Genomic DNA, 24,819 nt, shown 5'->3' on the forward strand with positions numbered 1-24,819 from the left:
AAATATCCGCAGCCATTAAACACAAAACAGCCATACCTCCCCCGAAGTATGGCTGCGAATTTTTATAAGGTTTAGTAACAACACTGCTAAAGTAGCGCATTGTTGTAAACCTGATTTTCCCTTATTTCCCCTAAATAAAGGGTAATTTTACCCTTTCTGTTAAACGGGTACTTGTATGCATACTTTTGTGCCCCTTCCGGGCAAAGAATGGTACTTGATGGTCCCTTTTATATATTCAATACGGCTAAGAATGTTCTTAAGTCCTATCCCATTTGCGTGCGAGTGAGTATCAAAGCCAACACCATTATCTTTAATAATTGCTGTTATCAGTTTTTTGGTTTGCCTGAGCTCTATGTTAAGCTGCGTGGCCTGGGCATGCTTTATCACGTTATTGATCGTTTCTTGTATAACCCGGTATAGCATCGTTTCAACGTTACTTTCCAGTTTATCCTTAAAGCCAGATGTTTCCAAACTTATTCTTAATTTATCGGAATCTATCTTTTCAATAAAGTTTTTAAGATCTGACGCCAATCCCGATCTGCGGGATGTGCTTGGCATCATCTGGTGCGAAATTACCCTCACTTCCTTGCAGCTTTCGTCTACCAGCGCCAGTGTGTTTTCTGCCAAAAAACGATCTTCCTGCCGGGTAAAATCTACCCTTTCAAACAATCCGTTGAGATTCATTTTCACTGCGGAGAATAATTGCCCAACACCGTCGTGCAGATCGGCCGCTATTCTTGTACGTTCGTGCTCTTCGGCATCGAGTACCGCTTTGGTCATTAGTTCCTGGTGGGTTATCACCTGTGCCTGTAACAGTGCCTTTTGTTTAAGCTTGTTACGATTATAGATCAAAACTGCTATGATGAACGCCACTATCAGTAACCCGGCAATCATGGTAATGGTGGTTTTTTGTTTACTGATGGATAATTTTTGAATGGTGTTTTCTTTTGCCAGTAATTTAATGGTCTGTTCCTTTTTTTCCGTTTGATAGCGCGTGTTCATCCGGGCTATCTGCTCGTTGCTTTTTTCGTTTACCAAAGCCAGGCTGGCTATCTGATAATTTTGATGTGCATCAAGCGCTTTTTTATAATCGCCTGTTTGCTCGTAAACCGTGCTTAGCAATTGCCAGGCATTTCTTTGCCCTTGCTTAAACTTGCTTTCGATAGCGTACTTGATACTTTGCTTAAGCCACTTTAATGCAACGGAGTATTCCTTTTTTTGGTTATGGATAGCCGCAATGTTTAAGTACGTATCGCTAATCTGTTTTTTATCATTAAAAAACTGGTCTATCTCCAATACCTTTTGTTGGTACTGTAAGGCTTTGTCGTAAAGCTTAAGCTCGGTATAGCAGTTAGCCATGTTAGAATAGGCTTGTGATAATCCCCGCTTGTTCGCTTCACGATTGCAGATCTTAATGGTTTCATCGTCATACTGCAGTGCTTTATCGTACTTACCGGTAGACCCGTAAACATTTGCCAGTATTTGCATAGCATTTACAACAACGGTTGGATTATCGATACGCCTTGCAAGTTCTAAAGCTTCCAAACCATATCTTTCCGATTCCTTGTTGTTTTGGTTATCAAAATAAACCCAGGCCAGGTTGGCCATGGATGCTGCTATGCCTTGCTCATCTTTGTATCTCTCGCGTATGCGCAGGGCCGCCAAATGGTTTTTGATCGCTTCGCTGTAGTTACCTGTTTGCCAATGATAAATACCCAAGCCATTGTACGCCTTTGCGGCTGCAAGCGGCAACTTATATTGCTTTGCTATTTGCAGGCATTGCTGACTGTAAAAAAATAAAGAATCAAACTTACCCTCCAGCGAGCATCTTACCGCATCAAATGAAACAATATTGGCCATGCCCATTTTGTAATTGAGCTGCTTAACAAGCGTAGCAGAGGTATCGATGTATTTTGTTGAGGTGGCAGGGTCTATTCGCTGCAGCGCTACCGCTATTTGGTAATAAATATCAGCCTTGGTGCTATCAACTTTGGTTGATGATAAAAGCCTTAGTTTAAGACTATCAATACTGCGGTTTTGCCCATACAGGGCAACCGGCAAAAATAAGGTTAAAACCAATAGCAGCTTTCTCATTGGGGCATAAGAATAACTTCTAAAGGTAACGAAACCGAAGTGAACTGCAAACAACAATTTAGGGTAAACCGCTATCTACGATTGCTTTAGCGTTTGTTTACGCAGTAAATTGATAACCACGTATGCCCCGATCATTGCAGGGAAAAACAACAAAAACGATCGCTGTAAAAGTGTAAAGATGGAAATAAGCGAAGCTGGCACTATTTTACCAAACAGCGTTGATATAAAACCTTCGGCGAAGCCACTGCCCCCTGGTGTAGGTGCAAAGTAGATCATAAACTGGATCAGTATCTGTATAGATATAACCTGTACCAGGTTTGCATTAACACCCAAGCCCAATAAAATTACCCACTGCATGCAGTATTTGTTCATGTATAGTGCGGTAGTAATAACTAAGCTCAGCGGGAACAAGAACGGATGCTGCCTGATGATGACGCTGCAGCTTTGCTGATACTTACTGATGCCTTGAAAAGAATTATCTGCCCATTTAGCAAGCTTCTCTTTTCGTTTAGGGAAGATCTTTGAAAGCCCGTTGGCTATTTGTTTTATTGCGGAACCAACCCAAAGCGGTTTCCAAAAGGCAAGTAAAAATGCCAATAGAAATAAAAGAAAAAAACTGAAACCGTACCTGAGCATAGCAGGTACTATGCTACCTACTTCTGTGGTATCCATCAGCATTATAGCAACGAAACCGGCAAGCGGCATAAATATGAGTGTAGCACCCATGTTTATTAAGCTGATGGCAAAGGCATCAACAAATTTTACACCGTTGCTGGTGTAAACAAATATCTGCGCCGGGCCGGCACCTCCGTGCGCAGGCGTTACCGCGCCCATAAACATGTTGGCGAAGTTTGCCCTGAAACTAACCCAATGTGATACACCGGGCGCCAATTTTTGCACGTAAATGTGATTACGCCAGCTGCCGAGCATCAGGTCAACAAACAGCATCACAAAACAAATTGCAATATATTTATAAGATATATGCTGCAGGGCCTTAACGGTATCGCCTGTGTTGTTATAAAAAAATACGGCAGCTATGGTAGCTACAGTGATTAGGGCAAACCAAAGGCTGCCTTTGATGATTACCTTTTTGTTGAATACGTTCTTAGCTTCCTGCTTTTCGGGACCTGCGGATTGCGGATTGGATGTCATCAACTACAAAAATATAAAAGGAATTTGCTTACGGCCGTTTTGTTAAGCGTTTTTTAAATATTTTCTGACAAGGCGCTTGCCAGGTATCTCAATATATAAATAAACAATTGATGAACAAGCAATTAAAAACACTATATAAAAATATAGAGCAGTTAACGGATTATTTAACTTGAACCAATTGTTAAATAAGGTATATAGTGGTAGCTGCAAAATGTAAATGCAGTAACTTATCTCGCCCAAAAAAACTAATAACGAGTGATTGAATATTTTAGCAAAAAATCCTCGATTAAGGGATAAGAACAATATAAGCGGTGCAAAAAACAACACCAACAACCCATTGTGAAAGTTTACAGCCCAATCAAAGCCATGCAACTGCATCCACCTGAGCCACGCAATGCCCAAAATAAAAACCAACATTAAAGCCAGCAGGGGCTTATCAGAACGCAAATATTCCGATTGTAAGAACCGAAGGAAAACCAAGCCTGTAAAATTGCCTGCCAAAAACTCGTTTAAGTGTACAAAAGGATGGTAGTAAATAAAATTATGGTATATCTCCGTTCCGTTATTATGTAAACCGAGCAGGTAGTTAATTATCTGCGATAGCATCCAAAAGCCCACAATAAATACCCCTATTTTAAAAATTCTGTTTTTTAAAAAAAATAAATTTAGCAGCAAAGGGTAAAGCAGATAAAATAATAACTCTACAGACAATGACCAGTCTGGCAAGTTATATGATGGCAAAAATCTGGGTAAAAACGATTGAATCAGCAATGTTTCACTACCGAGCTTTGTAGCTTCAACTTGGGGCTTAGTCACAAGCAGCGCCAAAATAAGTGCTGTTATGTAAACCGGGTATATTTTGGCCAAACGGTTTAGGTAATAATTCTTGAAGCTAATACCACTCTGTTCGCGCCCGTACGCCACTATCATTACAAAGCCCGATAATACAAAAAAGTAACTCACACCTATATAACCAAAGCTAATGAGTGTGGTTAGCCCGGGCAAATTGAAAGGGAACACCCCATTACCAAAATGGAAAACCACAATTAATATCGCAGCTAAAAATCTGGTAAAGGTTAACTGTTCTATCCTCATTTAAACTCAGCTAAAATAAAGGTTCGCCTTCTGAACTTTTTGGCGTGATGCCCTTCCACTTCAAAATACTATCGAACAGGTCTGCGGTGCGTGCAGGGAAATCTTTCCAGCCCTTTTGGTTATAGATCAGTGGCACATGGATATGATGGCGGTGTAATGATCCGTGCGAGCCTTTATGTTCCGGGTACTCCCAAAAATCGCGAAGGTCGTAACCTACGGTGGCACTTATTACAATATCTCCGGCCCTGCGGCTGCGGAATAATTGATAGATCTGGAATACGGCATCCGGATAATCTGTCTCAAATGTTTTAGCCAATATATCGCGGTGGCCTGTAGCTTCTATTTTACCGCCATATTTTAAAACGTCCGCTGTTAAAGGTTCGTAGGTAAATACGTCATCCTTAACGGCTATCCTGGCTTTACCATAACGGTTATGAACAATAAATGTGTTTTCGTCATCGCCGCGGTAAATAGCAAAGTCAACTGCATCTTCTTTCAATAACAATTCGAGCTTATCGCCCCCCATGGCCTGCAGTATCTCCGTCTCGCGTAATACATGGTCGCCTTTGTGGTTAAGCAAGTGTATGGCACCAAACGAATTGCCCGAAATGAAGACTGCGCTTTTAGGGTTAGTCTTCCATATCACAGGATAATAAACAGCTTTTAATCCCTGCGCGGTCATCCAATCGCCAAGGTCGAGGTGTTTGGTGGTTGGCGTAAGGCCGTGGTCTGATGTTAACACAAAGAGCGTATCGTCCCATCTGCCTTGCTTTTCTAACTTAGCGCGCACTTCGCCCAGACTGCGGTCTACGATTTTATAAGCCTCAACAGTGCGCTCATCGCGGATGTGGTGATAGTGCGAATCCCAGTCAACACTCGGGAAAACGGCGAACAGGAAATCAAAATCTTTACCGCTATTCAGCATCTCCATTACACGGCCGTGGCCTTGTATATCAACAGGGTGATGACGGAGTTTAAAGTGTGCCTTCATGTAAAGCGGACCTTTACCCTTTTTACCCAGATCATACTCATCCGGCACGTTGCGGGTTATCATATTATAAACGTTATATGATTCACCCATCAGCTCAAAAAGTGTTGGCTTATCTGCAGGCATATCTGTGTTAAACCACGCTGCCTCGGGCCCGCAATAGCTGCGCATGGCCATTTTGTTAAAACGCGTACGCTTAAACTCTTTTTTATCAAACCAGCGTATACCCGTAATATCCATAGTGCCGGGAAAATGCCCGGTTAAAAATGGCAGGTAAGCCGGCCCCGTTGTTGAGGGAAAGCAGGTTGTAGCCTTACGGTAAGTCCCCTCGTTAATGACACGCTGAATATTAGGAAGATGGCCTTGTTCTAACAGTTCTGGAAGCACCTCTGCATGGGCACCATCCACCAGGTAAAACAGTACCCGCTTTTTGCTTTGCATTGATACTTGTAGTTAAAAACCGATAGTTGAAATTAACAACTACGTTAAATGAACCACAAAAATAACCAAATATTATAAATGTGCGTGTTTAGTTTACCAACTCCAAGATTGGTGTTGGCACTTAACCGCATTTTTATTTATTATTGCCATATTGATTAAACCGAATACGTGAAGAGGCTTTTTGCGATAGTATTTTTGATAATTTACCTTTTTAACTGGGGTGGATATTTGCTGCTGCAAAATTACATGGTTGCCCGCGCCGACAGGCACATGAACGACCTGATAAGCCAGAACCTTTACGACCCAAACTCGCTCATAGAAGTTAAAGTAAAACAAAATCTTCCGGGTATTTTTGAGTGGACGGATTACAAGAATGTTACCGGCCAGCTGCAATTAAAAAATGCCTGTTACAATTACGTAAAGCTAAAATTCACTAAGGACACGCTCTACGTAATGTGTGTACCCAATTACGAGAAAACCAAATTGGTTAAAAGCAATATCATTTACGCTAAAGAGCTAAATGATATCCCCGCCGATAAAAAGGCTGATGATTCTTCTGCTAAAAAGAACGGGCAGGATAGCAAATACGACCATCTCATATTAAGTATGAATTTTAGCGTCGCGGAAGATCGCTGTATTGCATCAACCATCCATCTTGATAACCCTTTTAAAGATCCTTTGATTTCACTTCCCGGTCAGCCTCCTGAGTTTTTGAGTTAATATTATTTATTCATTATTTCCTCTTTTCGTTGATCGGCACATGCTGCCCCGATTGAAAACGCCAGGTTTTAACTTAAAAATTCAGTTAAATGAAATTCTATTTTAATTATATTTTGATGGCGATTGCAGTTGCATTTACGTATACAGCAAACGCCCAAACCGTTACTAAGGACACGCTGAAATTAGACAGCGTTTTAATAAAAGAAACCCGCAGCAAATACCTGCCAGAAGTATCCGGCCAGTACATTTTCTCCGGGAAAAAAACCAATATTATTTATCCTGATGCAGGCAAGGCTAATTTGACCGGTAACAATGCCCGCACCTTATTTTCGCAGGTGCCCGGCATTAATGTTTGGGAGATGGACGGCGCAGGCTTGCAGCTTAATATTGGCACTCGCGGTACGGATATACACCGCTCAATTGAAACCAACATTCGCCAAAACGGGTATAACACCAACTCGGATGTGGTGGGCTACCCCGAAAATCATTACAACCTCCCCTTCCAGGCTATTGGCGAGGTGCAGTATGTGCGTGGCGCATCATCGCTGCAATTTGGCAGCCAGTTTGGCGGCATGGTAAATTTCAAGATAAAACAACCGGATACTACCAAGGCTTTCGGTATTGAGAGTGAGCAAACAGCCGGAAGCAACCGCTTCTTTAATTCTTATAACGCAGTAGGCGGTAAAGTGGGCAAGGTAAGTTATTACGCTTACTTTGATGCCCGCAGCGGCGACGGCTGGCGGCCAAATGCTACCTTTAATTATCGCGCTTATTATGCCAACATCAAATATCAGTTCAATGATAAAGGAAGCCTGTCATTCCAGTTCTCAAGGTCTGATTACGTGCAGCAAATAGCTGGTGGATTAACCGATGCTATGTTTACGGCCAACAGCAGGCAAAGCACGCGTTTCCGCAACTTTTTTATGCCTGCTATCAACATCCCGGCAATTGTGTTCAACTACAATTTCAGCCCAAATACCAAACTGGAGATCATCAGTCACGCGCTGTTTGGCGAGCGTAGCAGCGTGCAATACATTGCCGGCTCAAATGTGGCAGATACCGTTAATAAAACGCTTAACACTTACAACCCTCGCCAGGTTGATCGCGACCATTACAAAAGCTTTACTACTGAAGCGCGTTTACTAACTGATTATAATATTGGCAGCGTTCGCAGCACACTTACAACCGGCATCAGGTATGCAGATGGTTCTACGCATCGCCAGCAAAAGGGTGTTGGCACAACCGGCACCAATTACGACCTGAGCATTGTAAAGGATTACGGCATCGACCTCGACCTGAACGCTATCAATTATGCTGCCTTTGCAGAAAATATCTTCCGTTTAACGGATAAGTTTTCGGTAACACCCGGCGTACGGTTTGAAGGGATTAAAACCACTATCAACGGTGTGGTAAATAACCGCAATACCAATGTAGATTATAAACGCGACCGCACTTTCCCATTGTTCGGCACAGGCATGCAATATCAGGTAAGTAATACAACGCAGATCTATGGCAACTTTTCACAAGCTTATCGCCCATATATTTACGCAGCAGTTACCCCTGCAGATCAGCTAACTTTGGTTGACCCGAATATGAAGGACAGCAAAGGTTACAATGCCGATCTGGGCTACCGAGGTAAAATTGGGCAGGCCTTAACTTTTGATGTGAATGGCTTTTTCGTGCGATATAATGATCGTGCGGGCACTTTAACAGTGCAGGATGCAGGCGGTGCTAACCACCTATATTTAACTACCGTTGGCAACGCCGAAGCAAAAGGTGTTGAAGCTTATACCGAGTTGTCTTTAATACGCGGTTTCGACACCCAGGCATCCAGCGACCTGCGCTTTTTCAACACACTGGCCTATACACATGGCAGGTATATAAGCGGCAGCATTAACAATAACGGTAACAACACCAGCCTTGTTGGCCACAAATTAGAAGGTACGCCAGACTGGACCAACCGTACCGGACTTACTTACATCAACGGTCACATTACATCAACCGTTTTATTTAGCTATGTAGGTAAGCAATTTAGCGATGTCAACAACACGTTGTTTAACCCAACGGGGGCATCCGGTATAGTGCCAGCCTACAAATTGGTCGACCTCGCATTTAACTACCGGTTCCTCAAAAACTATCATGTAAACTTTAACGTGAATAACCTTACCAACCAAAAATACTTTACCAGGCGGATAAATATGTACCCTGGTCCGGGCATTTTGCCGGGCGATGGTATATCGTTCAACGTTGGGTTTGGGGTTAAGATATAATTTAAGATAAAAGGTGAAAACTAAAAGGCGAAAGGTTTTAAACACCTTTCGCCTTTTTTATATTCTAACAAAGAACTTTTACCTTTAAGCCTTGTCAATATATTTCTTCACCATCGCCAGCAACTCGTCTACATCAAATGGTTTTTTAATGTAGGCATCGGCAAGGCCGGCTTCGGCTATTTCTTTGACATTGTTAACGGCCGATAATATGATTATGGGTATATGGCTGGTTTTTGGATCTGATTTTAGCTGTTTACTTATCTGCTGTCCGCTGGCATCGCTGGCCCAATCAGTAAGCCAGTTATCAAGCAGTATTAAGTTGGGATTAATATCAGGCAGTGATTTTAATATCCTGGAATTGTCTGAAGCAATTACCTCGTATCCATCACCTTCCAGCACGTATGTAACGGTATCTCTAATATCCCTGTCATCTTCAATAAGCAAAATCTTCTTAGCCATATTTCATCAATATATATTAATAGGCCCTTCAGAGGCTATTATAATAACATCACCGAAATACTTTTGTTTAGTTGGATAACTTAATTTAAGCGTTTTTGCACTTTAACAACGGCTGGTTGGTAAAGCAATGCGGGCGAGATATGGTTAAAGTATTTATAATGCTGGGATTGGCGATGCGCTTTCAATTTAGCAGGATCTGTCCACTCTTCCTGTAAGTAAAAATGAGAAGGCTCTTCCTGCGATTGATAGATCTGGCAATTGATACAGCCATCTTCCTTTAAAGATGCCAAAACCAGTTTGCGTAATTCGGCACCTAATACAATTGCGGCATCTCTGCGGCATGCCAACGCAGCAACTACACTGATACTCATAATAAAGGCTAATTGATGTATTTTAAAAACGCCCTGATGGGCCTTTTAGTTCGGTATTAGCTTGTAAATTTTAGGATACACAAGAGAGAATTTAGTTATCCGACGCATTCTACTCACCCCGACATCGCTATGCTCGTCGACCCTCTCTGCTTCGCAAAGACGGTGAGCTGCAGCTCTTTTATTTATAAAATAATTCTATCAACCTTTTTGCTTCGCGAAGAGGGTTGCGCATCCCGAAAGTTATCGGGACGGGGTGAGTCAAGCTCTACGCTGTAAAATTTTATATCTCTCCATCCAGATTGTAACACTCCCGGCACCTTGCCTCGTAGGTTTCTTTTTCGCCCAAAAGTATCTGGCTCTCGTTGGGAACAAGACGGTATGAATACATGGCCTGTCCGCCACATTTCATGCAAACCGCATGCAGCTTGGTAACAGCATCGGCCATGGCCATTAGCTGAGGCATGGTACCAAATGGCCGGCCTTTAAAATCCATATCCAGCCCTGCTATAATAACACGGACACCTTTATTGGCTAAGGTTTGGGCAACCTGTGGAAGCTCGTCATCAAAAAATTGTGCCTCGTCTATACCTATCAATTGTACATGATCAGCAAGTTGTAAAATATCTGCAGCTTTGCTTACAGATTTTGACGGAATTGAATTGGCATTGTGCGATACAACAGCTTGTTTATCATACCTGATATCGGCTGCCGGACTGAAGATCTCAACCTCTACTTTAGCAATACGTGCGCGTTTTACACGCCGTATAAGTTCTTCGGTTTTACCAGAAAACATTGAACCACAGATAACTTCGATGCTACCCCCAACCTCATTTTTTCTTCTGAAAACATCCTCGTTATACACTTGTTTCAATTTTTAGTGGAGGGCTAATATCAGAATTTTGTAGTATTTTTGGTAAGCATTTTTCCTAACATCTAAAGCCATATGAAGCAGCAGGAAGTATTTAGAAAGACCGGCGCAATAATCAAAGAACTTTTAGACCAGTACGAGTATTTGCAGGAAACACAAGACGACCTGAATGATCTGGAACTTGAACTTTTTGTTGCTAACACTCATTTTTTAAAGGATCATGCTGAAATTTTAAGAAAGCTTAACATGCAACGCTCGCAAGAGCAAAAAGCACTGCCACCTGCAGCAGAAGAAAGGAAGCCTGCCCCGCAGCCGGCACCTGCGCACCAGGATGAGCAGGCAGCACCACTGCCTGCCATACCACTGCCGCCTGCACCGGAACCGGTTGTTGCACAAGCACCGAAACCCGAGCCTGCTGCACAACCACAGCCCGAACAGCAAACTACCAGGTTTAACCTGCCAAAGCCCGACTTTTTTAGGCCTCAACCTAAAGTTGAAACACCACGCCAGGAAATACCTGCCCCTGAAATTAAACGCCCTGCCGGCGAACCTAAATATTTTGAACCGGTAGTACAGCCTGTAAAACCAGTTGCAGAAAGAGCGCCATATATTGTTCCGCAGCCTGTTGAGCCTGATCCTGCTAAAGCTGAGTCTGCTGAAGATACTCCTGTGCCAAGCATTAATTTAGATGCAGAAAGGGATGCCGACACTTACTCTTTTCAACGTGAAGAAACAGGTACCATAAAGCATACCCTCGAAATCGACGAAGCTGATACATTTTCTGATGAAACGACTGAACCGGAGCATCAAACTACCGCGGCGGAGGAATTAGCTGCAACAGTAGAAACCCAGCCGCGCGAAACAGAACAAGCTGATGAGACCGAGCGACCAAACATAGTGCCCACTAATCCTGAGCCGGTAATTGATAATACACCAAAGACTGCCTCAGAACAAACCCCCGAAATCCCTAAATTTGAGCAACCTGTTGCGGCACACCAACCTGCACAAAATGAACCTGTTGTGGGAGCAGAGGAACCACAACGGCCGCTTACCTTAAACGAGCGCTTGCGTGCTCAACAGCAAGGCAATAATACCGCCGTACCAAGTCAGCAAAAGCAGGAAGCCCCGATAACTGATCTTAAATCGGCCATTAGCCTTAATGATAAATTGCTGTTTGTAAAAGATCTTTTTAACGGCTACAGCCTGGCTTACAGCGAGGCTATTGAAATAGTAAACCGCTTCGGCAATTTTGAAGAAGCAGACCGTTTCCTGAAAACCAATTACGTAACCAAAAACAACTGGGACGATAAAAAGGCTACTACCGAAAAGTTTTACGCATTATTAAGAAGGCGTTACGCGTAGTTAATTCCCATCCTGTTACTATCCAATTTTAGCAGGATAAACAGCAGCGTGGTAAAGCTCCAAAGTGATGAACCGCCATAGCTGATGAATGGCAGCGGGATACCTATAACAGGCATATAACCTATAGCCATGGCAATATTGATGGTTACGTGGCAAAAGATGATGGAGGCAACGCCGTAGCCATAAATTCGGGAGAATGGCGACCGCTGTCGCTCGGCTATCACAATTATACGCAGCAGCAGGAAGAGGTATAAACCCAGAACAGTGATAGAGCCTGCAAAACCCCACTCTTCGCCTACGGTACAAAAAATAAAGTCGGTGCTTTGAGCCGGCACAAAGGAGTATTTTGTTTGTGTGCCCTGCAGATAACCCTTACCCCATACACGACCAGAACCGATAGCTATTTTTGATTGATTTTGATTGTATCCTACGCCACGCTTGTCGTTATTTAGCCCCAGCACCTCATCTATACGGGCACGCTGGTGTTTTTTTAAGCCGTTATAATAAAGCGGCTTCACCACAAATACAAAGCCGATACAAGCTACCAACCCTATCACCAAGCCTACCGATAGCTGCCTGCTCCGCCTTAACATTAGTAACAACATCACTGCCAGCGCCACCAAACCAACAACAATGAACCAAACGTTAACTAACAACGCGAGTACAAAAAGTGTAGCTACCAAGCCTACCACAATAAGGAAGTACCCAGATAAGCCCTCACGGTATAGTACAAATATCAGCGAGCAGAACACCAACGTTGATCCATCATCCGGCTGCAGTTTAATCAATATCATAGGCAGTAAGATGATCCCGCCTGCTATGAGGAATGATTTGAACTCCGTGACCTTAACATTTGTAGAACTGAGGTATCGGGCAAGTAATAAACACGTGGCAAACTTGGCAAATTCCGAGGGCTGTAGCCGGAAACCTCCTCCCAGGTCAATCCAGGCCTGGTTACCACCCACGTTGCGCCCTACTACCAGCACAGCCAACAGCAATAATACCGTTATTACGTAAAATGCCGGCGCCAATGCCGTCAGGAACCTGCTCTCTAACAGTAAGATCACAATACCTATAATGAGTGCCGATATGATGTATATCAGTTGCTTTCCATACTCGGTACTAAGATCAAAGATGCTGGTTTTGGTCTCATCATAAACCGCAGCATGGATATTGAACCAGCCGATGGTACATAAAGCCAGGTAAATAAGTACGGTTAGCCAATCCACATTAAAAAAGAAACTACGTTGATTATTCATCATCCCTCCTTTTTGGCAGCATGGCTATTGAACGTTCTTGTGTTTTAGCCGCCTGCTTGTTTGTAGCAGCTTTAAGCTCTATTTGTTTCTTGGCTGTATCAGCAGCAGCTTTTTTTAATGAGTCGCGTTTAACTCGTCTCAAACTATCCGCGCGCTGACGCGCCTTTTCAGCAGGAGAACCGGGTATTTCGGGCAGTAGATTTTTATTAATATAATACTCAGGATATATACCCGAGGCACGTTTACTAATGCTTCCCTTCAAATACTGTTCAACAATAAAACTGGCTATCGGTGCTGCCCATGTAGCACCCTGCCCCGAGTTTTCTACAACCACCGCAATTGCAATTTTGGGGTTATCGCGCGGAGCGAAAGCTACAAATACCGAGTTATCACCCTTATTCTTTACTTCAACCGTACCGGTTTTACCACACATGATTATTCCCGGTATTTTTGAACTGGATGCAGTACCAAACTCTACCACGTTCTGCATCCCGTTTATCACCGGATTAAAATATTGTGAATCAATACCCACATAATTTTTCTCCGTGTACTCTTTTCTTATCACCCGCTGGTCGCCTATTGATTTGATCAAGTGCGGCTTGTAATAAAAGCCACGATTGGCAATAGTTGCCTCTATGTTTGCCAGTTGCAAAGGTGTAGCCAATAACTCACCCTGACCGATAGCTAATGAGATTACCGTGCTTGATCGCCAGCCATTTTTGCCGTACATCTTATCGTAGTAAGATGCTTTAGGCAGATTACCCCGATTTTCAGCAGGTAAATCAAGATGCAGCCTGCTGCCCAAGCCAAACTTAGCCACGTTGTTACGCCAATTATTATATGCAGTATCAGTTTTGCGGCCGCCTCCCATGCGATTAACCAACCTTTCGAAAACCATATCGAAATAACCATTACAAGAGTGGGCAACCGCACTTGCGAGGTTAACATCGCCATGCACCTCTCCATGGAAACATTTAACGCGGCGATTACCCGCAATGTAATAGCCCGGGCAATGATAGATGGTTTGGGGCGTGATCACACCTTCCTGCATGGCTACCAGCGCGCTCAAAGGCTTAAAGGATGAACCGGGAGGATAATACGCTTGTATCGGCCTAACAAAGAAAGGCTTGTAAGGGTCTTTGTACAGAATTCCCGCATTATGCCCGCGCTCCTTACCCACAAGCAGGTTTGGGTCATAAGTTGGAGTGCTTACAAAGCAAAGTATCTCGCCTGTTGATGGTTCGATGGCTACAATACTACCAATCTTATTCTGCATAAGCTTTTCGCCAAGCTTTTGAATTTTGGTATCCAATGATGATATCAGACGGTCACCCGCTACTGCTGCCGTGTCATAAGCACCATTGGCATAAACACCCTTGGGTACGTTGTGCGAATCATATAACATGTTGCGAACCCCGCGCTGGCCGCGCAGAACATTCTCGTATGACTTCTCTACCCCGGTTATACCTACGTAATCTCCCGGATTATAATATCCGTTAGAACGTTTGATAATAGCATCGGTAGCCTCACCAATGTAGCCAAGGAATTGCGCAGCGCTGGAATCGGGATATGTACGCACCGGCCTTTGCACGGCATCAAAACCTGGAAATTCTGATAAGCGTTCTTGAAAGGAGGCGTATTGCTGTGCAGAGATCTGCTTCTCAAATACCGAAGAGCGGTAAGGCGAGTATTTTCGTGCTTTGATGATGCGTTTATCAAAGCCGTCTTTGTCAATATTAAGAAGTTTGCAAAATTCTACGGTATCAAAAGCCTTTACCTGTTTGGGCACTACTGTGATATCATACACACGCTCGTTCTCCACCATTATTTTGCCATTACGGTCAAGTATGGGGCCACGGGCCGGGTATTGTATCAAACGGCGGATAACATTGTTTTGGGCATACAGATAGTAACGGTCGTCAACCACCTGTATGTAAAAAAGCCTGGCCAGCAGTACCAGTATAAACACGATGAATATGCCCGCAATAACGTAGCGTCGGCCAAAGTAACTATTCATTTACGCTCTTTCTTTCTGAAAAACAATAAGCCCGATATCAGCATCAAAAATACTGTAAATACTGAACTCAATAAAAAGCGGCTTAGTGTATAATCGATCTCTGAAATTCTAAATACTTCTAAATTGAAAAGGAAGAAGTGATGGAACAACGTAAGGATAAGTGCGTAGGTAAAAAACCACCTGAAGCCCATAATGCTTAAAGTAGGTTCGGGCTCGTTATCAAAACCATCTTTTTGTACGGTAATGCTTATAAATAACACTCTTACTAAAGCCAGCAGCGTACAGGCCGCAGCGTGCAGGCCGGGCGTATCGTAAAAGGCATCTATGGTAAGCCCCAACAGGAAAGAAAGCGCAAACAGCAGCAGGTTTGGTGTTTCAAACGGCAACAGCAGGATAAATAAAATGTACAGGTATGGCGTAGCCAGGTTGTACAGCGTTATATTCTTTAACAGCAAAGCCTGTAAAAGTACCAGCACTATAAAGCGCACCAGGTTAGTAAGGATAATTCTACTCATCTTTCTTCTCCTGGCCTTCTAAACCCGCTTGTTCTTTTGCAAATTTGTTAACTACTACATCCACATATTCCAGCTTGCTGAAATCAACTGCAAGGCCCACTTCTAAATTAAGAAAGAAACCTGTGCCTTTTGCTTTAAGCCTGCTCACTTTACCCAAAGGTATACCCGCCGGGAAAAGCGAAAGGTCTGAGGTAAGCACAGGTTCGCCTACTTTGGGTTGGGCATTGTTTGATACATCTACCAGTAAAGCCTTGTGCGGGTTCATATCATCGCCCCATTGCAGGTAGCCTATTTCTTTATTGTATGCCAGCATACCGCTCACCCGCGAGTCTTTATGCAATAGCGATTGTACAATGGCCAAATGCTCGCCTACAAAGGCAACCTTACCAACAACGCCGTTGGCATTTATCACCCCCATACCTTTTTCGATACCATCGCGGCTGCCCCTGTCGATAGTGAGGTAGTTATTGCGTTTGTTGATAGAGTTATTGATCACCTTGGCGGCAATATATTCATACTGCTGTTTATAAATAGTATCAATAACTGTTTTACGTGCAACGGTATCTACGTATTTTGACGATTTAAGCTGATTGCGCAATGCAGCATTTTCTCGAGCTAATTGGTCGTTCACTTCCCGGAGCGACAAATAACCCTTCAATTCATCAGCGCGCGCATACAAACCGCCAGTGATCTGGTTAGTGCTATTGATTACAGAAGCTTTTTGGAAAGAGTTGTATTTGACGTAAATGATCAGCGATGCGATCTCAAATATCAGGAACAGGAAGAATGCGTTGTACTTGGTGATAAAAATCAGGAGGTTACGCATGCTTCTGAAGGAGTGAATTAGTGAATAAGTGATTTATTGAATTGATAGTATTATTCACTAATTCAATAAATCACTCAATCAGTCATTGAAAAAATTATTGCATTAAAAATTTAAAGTTACCGATGTTCTTAAGTGCTGTACCGGTACCTCTTACTACGGCGCGTAATGGGTCTTCGGCTACGTGTACAGGCAGTTTTGTTTTGGCAGCTACGCGTTTATCCAAACCACGTAATAATGCACCACCACCGGTTAAATATATACCGGTTTGATAAATATCTGCAGAAAGCTCAGGCGGAGTGATCTCCAGCGCTTTCAATATCGCTTCTTCAATTTTAGAGATAGATTTGTCAAGGCAGTGTGCGATCTCGGTGTAAGATACCGTGATCTGCTTAGGCACACCTGTCATCAGGTCGCGGCCTTGTACGGCAAAGTCCGCAGGTGGTTCTGATAGCTCAGGCAATGCAGCACCTACTTCAATCTTTATCTTTTCGGCAGTACGGTCACCGATCATGATATTATGCTGGCGACGGATATATTGTACAATGTCTGAGTCAAAGTTATCTCCCGCTACGCGGATAGATTGATCACAAACGATACCTGAAAGGGCGATAACCGCGATCTCTGTGGTACCACCACCGATATCGATGATCATGTTACCCATTGGTTCCTCAACATCAATACCTATACCTACGGCAGCAGCCATTGGTTCATATATCAAATATACTTCTTTGGCACCTGCAATTTCGGCGCTATCGCGTACAGCACGTTTTTCTACCTCGGTGATACCTGATGGGATACAGATAACCATACGCAGCGACGGGAAGAACCAGCCTTTACCCTGGTTGATCATTTTGATCATCCCGCGGATCATCAGCTCGGCAGCGTTAAAGTCGGCAATCACACCGTCTTTAAGCGGGCGTACCGTGCGAATGTTATCGTGGGTCTTACCCTCCATTTGCATGGCCTGGCGACCAATGGCGATCACTTTATTAGTTGTACGATCAAAAGCCACAATTGAAGGTTCATCAACTACAACCTTATCGTTGTGTATAATAAGGGTGTTTGCAGTACCCAGATCAATTGCTATTTCCTGTGTGAAAAAATTAAATAAACCCATGTGGCTGTATTTTCAATATTTTGCAAAGTTAGTAATTAACAAACCTATTTATTACGAAATCGTACCGAACCGTGTTAATTTCGATAATAAAAACCAATTAGTTAATAATAACTCTATTTTTTAAAAATTAGTGTCGGTGACAGAGATTAGTTAATGAGAGATTGGAGAATAGTTGATTGTAATTTGGCTATGCCTGATCTCTAATTGACTAATCTCCAATCACTAAAATTAATGTTTAAAGTGGCGCACCCCGGTAGTAACCATGGCAATACCTTTTTGATTACACATCTCTATCGATAGCTTATCGTTTATTGAACCGCCCGGCTGCAATACTGCAGTAATACCGGCATCTGCACCTATCTCAACACAATCAGCAAACGGGAAGAAAGCATCTGAAGCCATTACCGCACCCTTAACGTCAAACCCAAATTCTGCTGCTTTCACCAAAGCCTGTTTCAAGGCATCTACACGTGATGTTTGGCCAACACCGCTGGTAACCAGCTGATTATTTTTAGCGATAACAATAGTGTTTGATTTGGTGTGTTTCACCACTTTGTTGGCAAAATGCAAATCTTTCAATTCCTGTTCGGTTGGCTGCTTAGCTGTTACGGTGGTCATTTGTGCAGGGCCCTCAACTGTGTTGTCTTTATCCTGCTCAATAACGCCGTTCAATAAAGTTTTGAATTGTTTGGCCGGCAACTCAACCGGTTGGCGAACCAGGATAATACGGTTCTTTTTAGCTTTTAAAATTTCTACGGCCTCGTTAGTAAATGCTGGTGCAATAAGCACTTCGTAAAATATCTTATCAATTTCGGTTGCTGTTTCAGCATCGATCTCGTCATTGGCTATGATAACACCACCAAAGGCCGAAACAGGATCACACGCCAAAGCATCCACCCATGCATCTTTAATGTGCTGGCGCGAGGCAATACCACATGCATTGGTGTGTTTTAATATGGCAACGGTTGGCTCGGTGAATTCGTCTATCAGGGCCACTGCTGCGTCAACATCAACCAGGTTGTTGTATGATAGCTCTTTACCATTCAGCTTGTTGAACATGGCATCCAGGTTACCATAGAAAGTACCTTTCTGATGCGGATTTTCGCCGTAACGTAGAACCTGGCTTTTTTGAACGCTTTGTTTAAACACCGGCATCGGTTCGCTGCTATCAAAGTAGCGGAAGATGTGTGTATCGTAATTTGATGATATGTTGAATGCTTTTTGAGCAAACCGGCGGCGTTGGTCAATGGTAGTTCCGCCGTTTTGTGTTTTCAATATCTGCTCCAATTCGCTGTAATCGTCTTTTGAGGCAAGGATCACTACGTCTTTGTAATTCTTAGCTGCCGCGCGGATCAAAGAGATGCCGCCGATATCTATCTTTTCGATAATATCCTCCTGGCTTGCGCCTGAGTTTACGGTCTCTTCAAACGGGTAAAGATCTACAATCACCAGGTCAATTTCCGGTATCTCATACTGAGCTAATTGCTGCTCATCACTGTTAAAACTTCTGCGCGCCAAAATGCCACCAAATACTTTTGGGTGCAACGTTTTTACACGGCCGCCCAGTATAGAAGGATATGAGGTAAGGTCCTCAACTGCAATAACATCAACACCAAGGTCACGAATAAAAGTTTCGGTACCACCGGTAGAGTAGATCTTTACACCAAGGCGGTTCAATTCATGAATTATTGGCTCAAGATTGTCTTTGTAATAAACGGAGATGAGAGCGTTTTTGATTTGAACAGAATGACTCATTACAACAAGGAATTTTTGAGCCGCAAAGGTACGCATTAGTGATTAGAGATTAGTGAGTTGAGGTTAGTTTTTTTGTCTTAACTTCAATTCACCGGATTTTAAGAATTGTTAGGATTATAGAACCGGACCAATGAATTTGATAGTAAGAGACTGTGGTTTAAAACAGTGCAATAATGTGATTTAAAACAAATCAAATCAACACCTTAGTTGTTTACCAATAGTATTAATCACCATAAATATGCAAACCCACAATCCGCTCGATATCGTAGAGATACCGTTGAGCAAGACAAAAATGGCACTAACACTTTCCGGTTCAGCGGTATTAGTAGCAGCCGGTATATGGGTTATGAGTAACGCTCACAAATTCGGTAGCAGTCATTTATTGATAACTACAATTGGTATTGTATGCACTGTATTTTTTGGCATAGTTGCTTTGTATATTGTGAGCAAATTGTTTGATGCCCGGCCAGGTATGATAATAGACAACGATGGCCTTACCGATAACTCCAGTATGTTCGCCGTTGGCTTTGTACCCTGGGAGGATGTTTTAGGATTTAATGTTGTAAATGTTGCGAGCCAAAAATTTATTATGGTATTGGTAGACGATCCTGATGGCTACATCCGTCGCCAGCCAAATGCCCTTGCCCGCCGAACGGCGTCGCTTAATTATAAAATGTATGGGTCGCCTGTGGCAGTAACATCCAATGCTTTAAAAACGAAGTTTGATGATCTGTACAATGTGTTGAAAGAGCGTAGACCTAATCTTTGATCAACAAATCTCTAATACCTTACGACTTCATCTTTTTCAACAACCCCTCTATCACTTTAGGGAAATGCTGATGTTCTAATTGTTGGCCTTTAAATTTCACCATTTCCAGCGTATCACCAGGCTCTATCTTAAAACGCGACTGGTGTATGATCTCACCTTCATCAAACTCCGCATTGGTAAAATGGATGGTTATTCCTGATTCTTCTTCTCCCGCGGCCAAAACAGCTTTGTGCACGTTATCGCCATACATTCCTTTACCGCCAAATTTGGGCAACAAAGCCGGGTGCAGGTTGATGATCTTGTTAGGAAAAGCTGCCAGCAAAGATTGCGGAACCAACCAAAGGAAACCGGCCAGTACAATCAAGTCAACCTGCAGGTTTTTAAGCAGGTTAATAATATCATCGGTTTGGTAAAACTCGTGGCGGGTAAAAATATGCGAGGGTATCTCAAAATTATCCGCACGTTGCAATACGTAAGCCTGCGGATTATTGGTAAGTATCAATACCACTTCGGCATCGTTATGCTTTTTAAAATGCTCCATTATTTTCTGAGCATTTGACCCGGACCCCGAAGCAAAAATGGCGATTCTCTTTTTCAAAATAAGTGGTAGCTTTTATACTGCAAAATATAAAAATTTATCAATTTATTATTTGGTGGATGTCCTTCTTCTCACAAATCCCCATTTGAATATCCTCCGCCTGTCTGTAGTTGAGTAATAATTTTGTATATCGCCTGTCTCAAGCACTAAAGAATATTCTCCAAGATTGGCTATACGCGAGTTGGCAAAGGGCTGGTAGGGTTTTCCTGTTGAGTCGGGCTCGGTGATATTTGCATTTAAGAACAAGCGAGTATCACTCAGGTTCCAAGTCCCGTTGGCCGTATTGGTAGCGCAGGCAAAGTTTACAAAGTTACAGCTTCCGTCTTTGTTGAAAGTAAAGGTTTGCACAGTATCACATACATAGGTGGTATCGCCAAGCTGGGTATCACCGATATAATCCAACTGGGTTAACGAGCCCAACTGCCAGTAACCGGTAGTCAGCAGGGTGCTAATGTTATCGGTATTATCGCGCTTGCAGGAGTTAATGATGATACACATCACCATTAACGAAGCTACAAGCGGATAACGCATTTTCTTAATCATACCTGTGCAAAGATAATTTTATTTCAAAAGCAGCATTAGTATAACTGCACGCAGCAACAATTATTTTAAGTTGCAACGCTTTTAAACACGGCAACGATATATTTGCCTTATGCGCATACCCTACCATGAATTAGCCGCCCGTTTTAAACAGATATTACTTAGCATTGGTTTTACCGACGACAAAGCAGAAATATGTGCTGATGTTTTTGCAGGCAATAGCCGCGACGGCGTACATAGCCACGGATTATACCGCTTTCCTACTTTTGTAGAGTACGTTAAAGAGGGCTTGGTGCTGCCCAATGCCGAGCCTTCGCTCATCAATACACTGGGTGCTATTGAGCAATGGGATGGCAACCTTGGTCCGGGAATATTAAATGCTAAACATAGCATGGCGAGGGCCATCCTGTTAGCGCAATCAAATGGTATTGGATGCGTAACCCTCAAAAATACCAACCATTGGATGCGCGGCGGAACTTATGGATTGCAAGCAGCCGAGGCGGGCTTCATCGGCATTTGCTTCACTAACACCATCGCCAACCTGCCGCCCTGGGGCGGTACGCAACCTCGCCTTGGTAACAACCCGCTTATCATAGCGGTGCCACACGCGGGAGGACATATTGTGTTGGATATGGCCATGTCGCAATACGCTATGGGAAAACTTCAGAAATATGAAATGGATGACAAGCCCCTGCCGCAGCCCGGCGGTTACGATGCTGCCGGGAATTTAACTACCGATGCATCTGCCATACTGGCCAGCAAACGTGCCTTGCCTATAGGATTCTGGAAAGGCTCGGGGCTTTCATTGGTGTTAGACATTTTGGCAACCATCCTTAGCGGCGGGCAATCTACCGCAGTAATCACAGAAGCAAGGCGCAAAGAAAGTGGTGTGTCGCAGGTATTTATCGCCATAAAACAAGATAGCCGACAAAATGAAGCGTTGATAGATCATATACTCGAATACACTAAAAGTGACGAAAGCGGCAGCGAGATATTATTCCCGGGAGAAAACATGCTTCGCACACGTGAGCAAAGTATGAATGAAGGCGTTTGGGTTGATGAGGTGATTTGGAATAAAATAAGCGCCCTTTAGGCGCTTATTTTATTTCTTTTTATCATGCAGGATAACAAACACATCTTCGTTATCTTTTTTCATGAGGTATTTCTCTCGCGCAAATTTTTCCAGTTTGGCTTTATCTGAGCTGAGCTCGTTAAGGTCATTTTTGACTTTCTCCGTTTCGGTTTTATAAAACCCCTGCTCCTGTTTAAGCTTATTCAGCTGCTGGCGATACTCATATTGAGAGAACACATCGTTCTTGTCAAAAAATACCATCCATATCACAAAAGCCACCGTTACCAGGAAAAATTTATTCTTGATAAGATCTAAAAGGCGTTTCATTTTTAACGAATCTAATTTCACTTTAAAGCTAAATTTTTTTTAAATGCAAAACAAGTTTTGCGTTGGAGATTAGAGATTTGTGATAAGAGATTAGGGGATTCCCCAATTCTAAACCAACACCTAATCTTTAATCTCTTATCTTTAATTAACTACTCCTATTAACTTAACTACCTGCGTCCGCTCATGCCGCTGCCACCGCCGGTTTTTGAACCTGCCTTACGGTTGCCGGCACCACCGCCCTGACGGCTTTCGCCATTGGCGCGTTTGTTTCCGCTACGGCTGTTGCGACCGCGATTACCACTGCCGCCGTTTCTGCCACCGCGGCCTTCGCCAGCAGGTGCTTTGCCTTTAACTGCAATGCTTACAGCCTTGCCGGTCATCCTGGCGTTCATCAGTTCGATACTCAGCGGGTAAGGGTGCCCTTCTTCTACAGGCACATTTTTGCCGATAAGCTTATAAATATCCTTTAGATATTCTATTTCCTCTTCTCCATCACAAAAAGACATGGCTATACCGCTAGCCCCTGCCCTACCAGTACGGCCAATACGGTGCACATAGGTTTCGGGTATATTCGGCAGCTCGTAGTTTACTACGTGGGTAAGCTCGTCAATATCAATACCGCGTGCTGCAATATCAGTAGCTATCAAAACACGCGTGCTACGGTTCTTAAAATTAGTTAGCGCCCGCTGCCTTGCATTTTGCGATTTATTACCGTGAATTGCTTCAGCAGTTATGCCTGCCTTATGCAGGTCTTTAACAACTTTATCGGCACCGTGTTTGGTACGCGTGAACACCAGCAGGGTTTTAATATCCTTATCTTTAAGAATATGAATCAACAGGTTCTTCTTGTTGCTTTTCTCTACAAAATAAACAGCCTGCTGTATAGTATCGGCAGTTGATGACACCGGCGCAACCTCCACTCTTTCAGGATTATTCAATATCGAATCTGCCAGTGATTGGATCTCCTTTGGCATGGTGGCCGAGAAGAACAATGTTTGTCTTTTTGCAGGCACCTTGGCGATGATCTTTTTTACATCGTTCACAAAACCCATATCCAGCATGCGGTCAGCTTCATCCAGTATCAACATTTTTATCTGGTTGATGTGGACATAACCCTGGTTCATCAAGTCGAGCAACCTACCGGGTGTTGCAACCAGTATATCTACACCTTTACGTAAGGCATCAACCTGCGGGTTTTGCGATACGCCGCCGAAAATCACGAGGTTCTTTAAACCCGTATTCCGTCCGTAAGCCGTAAAGCTGTCGCCAATTTGTATGGCCAGTTCGCGGGTTGGGGTAAGTACAAGTGCTTTTATAGATTTTTGCTCGCGGTGCTGTTGTTTATCATTAAACAGTAATTGCAAAGTTGGGATAGCAAAGGCAGCTGTTTTACCTGTGCCTGTTTGGGCACAACCTAAAAGGTCGCGGCGCTGCAAAATGTATGGGATAGCCTGTTGTTGTATTGGGGTGGGGCTGGTATAGCCTTCTGTTTGTAAAGCCTTTAAAATAGGCTCAATTAATTTAAGATCGGTAAATAACATTTATGTATTGTGCAAACGCCAAACCTAAGGGCGCTGACTTTTTTCTAATGGAGAGTATTAATTATGATTACAGCCGATTCATCGGCACTGCCGCAAAGATACGCTTTTTTATCTGCTTAACAGATTTGTTATTGAGCCCGCTGCTGCAGCAATTTTTTATGCCGACGGCTGCTTAAAAAACCATCCAGCAGTATCAGCCCCAAACCAATCATGATTGATACATCTGCAGCGTTAAAAATGCCCGTTTGCAAAGGGCCAAATTTGAGGTGTAAAAAATCGGTAACAGCGCCATGCTTAATACGGTCGTACAAGTTACCCACGCCACCGCCAATACAGCAGATGATACCAATAGACGTCAACGGTGTTAAATTCTTTTTAAGGATAACGTAAAACAAACCACCAAGCAGCGCCAAAATGGGTAAAAGCGTGAGCAGCATAAACCTGAAAGGCTGAACCAACTTTGCGCCTAAACTTAAAAAGGCACCTGTATTTTCTACATGCAGCAGGGTTACATGCCCATCAAAAAAACGGTATTGGTCGTAGATATTGATATGCTCGCGCATCATTGATTTTGTAACCTGGTCGCAACTGATGTTTAGTGCAAGCAAGGCAATAATGGCGAAAACACGGTAAGCACCTTTCAACTTCATTTCGGCAGCGAAG

23 protein-coding genes are annotated in these 24,819 nt (G+C 43.2%); 5 read left to right on the top strand and 18 right to left on the bottom strand.

The features are described from left to right. Positions 1 to 159: 159 nt before the first annotated feature. The 4 genes from INP83_RS19935 to INP83_RS19950 all read right to left on the bottom strand — a co-directional run bounded on the left by INP83_RS19935 (position 160) and on the right by INP83_RS19950 (position 5,770). Positions 160 to 2,094: a sensor histidine kinase gene (locus tag INP83_RS19935; RefSeq protein ID WP_219125649.1), complete on the bottom strand. Its 1,935-nt coding sequence runs from the start codon at positions 2,092 to 2,094 to the stop codon at positions 160 to 162. Positions 2,095 to 2,169: 75 nt separating this feature from the next. Next, positions 2,170 to 3,246 (bottom strand): lysylphosphatidylglycerol synthase transmembrane domain-containing protein, encoded by a 1,077-nt coding sequence (locus INP83_RS19940; protein WP_219125650.1) that lies wholly within the window; start codon positions 3,244 to 3,246, stop codon positions 2,170 to 2,172. A 42-nt stretch (positions 3,247 to 3,288) separates the two neighbouring features. Further along, positions 3,289 to 4,341, bottom strand: coding sequence for an acyltransferase (locus tag INP83_RS19945; RefSeq protein ID WP_219125651.1), 1,053 nt, complete (start codon positions 4,339 to 4,341; stop codon positions 3,289 to 3,291). A 10-nt stretch (positions 4,342 to 4,351) separates the two neighbouring features. Then, positions 4,352 to 5,770 carry an alkaline phosphatase family protein gene (locus tag INP83_RS19950; RefSeq protein ID WP_219125652.1) on the bottom strand — a complete coding sequence of 473 codons (1,419 nt, stop codon included), beginning with the start codon at positions 5,768 to 5,770 and terminating at the stop codon, positions 4,352 to 4,354. A gap of 168 nt (positions 5,771 to 5,938) precedes the next feature. On the opposite strand from INP83_RS19950, the gene INP83_RS19955 reads away from it, so the two are divergent. Both INP83_RS19955 and INP83_RS19960 read left to right on the top strand, forming a co-directional pair. Beyond that, positions 5,939 to 6,490: a hypothetical protein gene (locus tag INP83_RS19955; protein ID WP_219125653.1), complete on the top strand. Its 552-nt coding sequence runs from the start codon at positions 5,939 to 5,941 to the stop codon at positions 6,488 to 6,490. Between the two features lie 89 nt (positions 6,491 to 6,579). After that, positions 6,580 to 8,760 carry a TonB-dependent receptor domain-containing protein gene (locus INP83_RS19960; RefSeq protein WP_219125654.1) on the top strand — a complete coding sequence of 727 codons (2,181 nt, stop codon included), beginning with the start codon at positions 6,580 to 6,582 and terminating at the stop codon, positions 8,758 to 8,760. 84 nt (positions 8,761 to 8,844) lie between these two features. Here INP83_RS19960 and INP83_RS19965 read toward each other — a convergent pair whose 3' ends face one another. The 3 genes from INP83_RS19965 to INP83_RS19975 form a co-directional block, all read right to left on the bottom strand. Continuing rightward, entirely contained in the window at positions 8,845 to 9,219 is a 375-nt protein-coding gene (locus tag INP83_RS19965; protein ID WP_219125655.1) for a PleD family two-component system response regulator, read from the bottom strand. 80 nt (positions 9,220 to 9,299) lie between these two features. Further along, positions 9,300 to 9,590, bottom strand: a complete 291-nt coding sequence (locus INP83_RS19970; protein ID WP_219125656.1) for a putative quinol monooxygenase — start codon at positions 9,588 to 9,590, stop codon at positions 9,300 to 9,302. A gap of 280 nt (positions 9,591 to 9,870) precedes the next feature. Beyond that, complete coding sequence (locus tag INP83_RS19975) at positions 9,871 to 10,452, bottom strand: thymidine kinase (protein WP_219127759.1); 582 nt, start codon at positions 10,450 to 10,452, stop codon at positions 9,871 to 9,873. Positions 10,453 to 10,533: 81 nt separating this feature from the next. On the opposite strand from INP83_RS19975, the gene INP83_RS19980 reads away from it, so the two are divergent. Then, on the top strand, positions 10,534 to 11,820 hold the full coding sequence (locus tag INP83_RS19980; RefSeq protein WP_219125657.1) for a hypothetical protein: 1,287 nt from the start codon (positions 10,534 to 10,536) through the stop codon (positions 11,818 to 11,820). Here the strand turns inward: INP83_RS19980 and rodA are convergent. The 6 genes from rodA to purH all read right to left on the bottom strand — a co-directional run bounded on the left by rodA (position 11,811) and on the right by purH (position 19,309). Continuing rightward, a complete protein-coding gene (gene rodA / locus INP83_RS19985) occupies positions 11,811 to 13,079 on the bottom strand; it encodes a rod shape-determining protein RodA (protein ID WP_146272836.1) in 1,269 nt (422 codons plus the stop codon). The genes INP83_RS19980 and rodA overlap by 10 nt on opposite strands. After that, positions 13,072 to 15,096 carry a penicillin-binding protein 2 gene (mrdA, locus tag INP83_RS19990; RefSeq protein WP_219125658.1) on the bottom strand — a complete coding sequence of 675 codons (2,025 nt, stop codon included), beginning with the start codon at positions 15,094 to 15,096 and terminating at the stop codon, positions 13,072 to 13,074. The genes rodA and mrdA overlap by 8 nt, the downstream gene beginning before the upstream one ends. After that, positions 15,093 to 15,611, bottom strand: coding sequence for a rod shape-determining protein MreD (locus INP83_RS19995; protein ID WP_219125659.1), 519 nt, complete (start codon positions 15,609 to 15,611; stop codon positions 15,093 to 15,095). The genes mrdA and INP83_RS19995 overlap by 4 nt, the downstream gene beginning before the upstream one ends. Continuing rightward, positions 15,604 to 16,437, bottom strand: a complete 834-nt coding sequence (mreC, locus tag INP83_RS20000; RefSeq protein ID WP_219125660.1) for a rod shape-determining protein MreC — start codon at positions 16,435 to 16,437, stop codon at positions 15,604 to 15,606. Before mreC ends, INP83_RS19995 begins: the two co-directional genes overlap by 8 nt. A gap of 94 nt (positions 16,438 to 16,531) precedes the next feature. Further along, positions 16,532 to 17,554, bottom strand: a complete 1,023-nt coding sequence (locus INP83_RS20005; protein WP_067054626.1) for a rod shape-determining protein — start codon at positions 17,552 to 17,554, stop codon at positions 16,532 to 16,534. A gap of 228 nt (positions 17,555 to 17,782) precedes the next feature. Further along, entirely contained in the window at positions 17,783 to 19,309 is a 1,527-nt protein-coding gene (gene purH / locus INP83_RS20010; RefSeq protein ID WP_219127761.1) for a bifunctional phosphoribosylaminoimidazolecarboxamide formyltransferase/IMP cyclohydrolase, read from the bottom strand. Between the two features lie 238 nt (positions 19,310 to 19,547). On the opposite strand from purH, the gene INP83_RS20015 reads away from it, so the two are divergent. Further along, complete coding sequence (locus INP83_RS20015; RefSeq protein ID WP_219125661.1) at positions 19,548 to 20,078, top strand: STM3941 family protein; 531 nt, start codon at positions 19,548 to 19,550, stop codon at positions 20,076 to 20,078. 19 nt (positions 20,079 to 20,097) lie between these two features. Here INP83_RS20015 and purN read toward each other — a convergent pair whose 3' ends face one another. Both purN and INP83_RS20025 read right to left on the bottom strand, forming a co-directional pair. After that, positions 20,098 to 20,676, bottom strand: coding sequence for a phosphoribosylglycinamide formyltransferase (purN, locus tag INP83_RS20020; protein WP_146272831.1), 579 nt, complete (start codon positions 20,674 to 20,676; stop codon positions 20,098 to 20,100). 48 nt (positions 20,677 to 20,724) lie between these two features. After that, positions 20,725 to 21,219: a DUF5004 domain-containing protein gene (locus INP83_RS20025; RefSeq protein ID WP_219125662.1), complete on the bottom strand. Its 495-nt coding sequence runs from the start codon at positions 21,217 to 21,219 to the stop codon at positions 20,725 to 20,727. Positions 21,220 to 21,328: 109 nt separating this feature from the next. Here INP83_RS20025 and yiaK point away from each other — a divergent pair, with 109 nt between their 5' ends. Further along, positions 21,329 to 22,309, top strand: a complete 981-nt coding sequence (gene yiaK / locus INP83_RS20030) for a 3-dehydro-L-gulonate 2-dehydrogenase (RefSeq protein ID WP_219125663.1) — start codon at positions 21,329 to 21,331, stop codon at positions 22,307 to 22,309. Positions 22,310 to 22,318: 9 nt separating this feature from the next. Here the strand turns inward: yiaK and INP83_RS20035 are convergent, their stop codons facing one another. The 3 genes from INP83_RS20035 to lspA all read right to left on the bottom strand — a co-directional run bounded on the left by INP83_RS20035 (position 22,319) and on the right by lspA (position 24,806). Continuing rightward, positions 22,319 to 22,615, bottom strand: coding sequence for a septum formation initiator family protein (locus INP83_RS20035; protein ID WP_219125664.1), 297 nt, complete (start codon positions 22,613 to 22,615; stop codon positions 22,319 to 22,321). A 167-nt stretch (positions 22,616 to 22,782) separates the two neighbouring features. Beyond that, positions 22,783 to 24,156, bottom strand: a complete 1,374-nt coding sequence (locus INP83_RS20040) for a DEAD/DEAH box helicase (protein WP_219125665.1) — start codon at positions 24,154 to 24,156, stop codon at positions 22,783 to 22,785. Positions 24,157 to 24,284: 128 nt separating this feature from the next. Further along, complete coding sequence (gene lspA / locus INP83_RS20045; RefSeq protein WP_219125666.1) at positions 24,285 to 24,806, bottom strand: signal peptidase II; 522 nt, start codon at positions 24,804 to 24,806, stop codon at positions 24,285 to 24,287. Positions 24,807 to 24,819 lie beyond the last annotated feature (13 nt).

The sequence above is a fragment of the Mucilaginibacter sp. 21P genome (genome assembly GCF_019331605.1).
In the GTDB taxonomy this organism is placed as follows: domain Bacteria; phylum Bacteroidota; class Bacteroidia; order Sphingobacteriales; family Sphingobacteriaceae; genus Mucilaginibacter; species Mucilaginibacter achroorhodeus.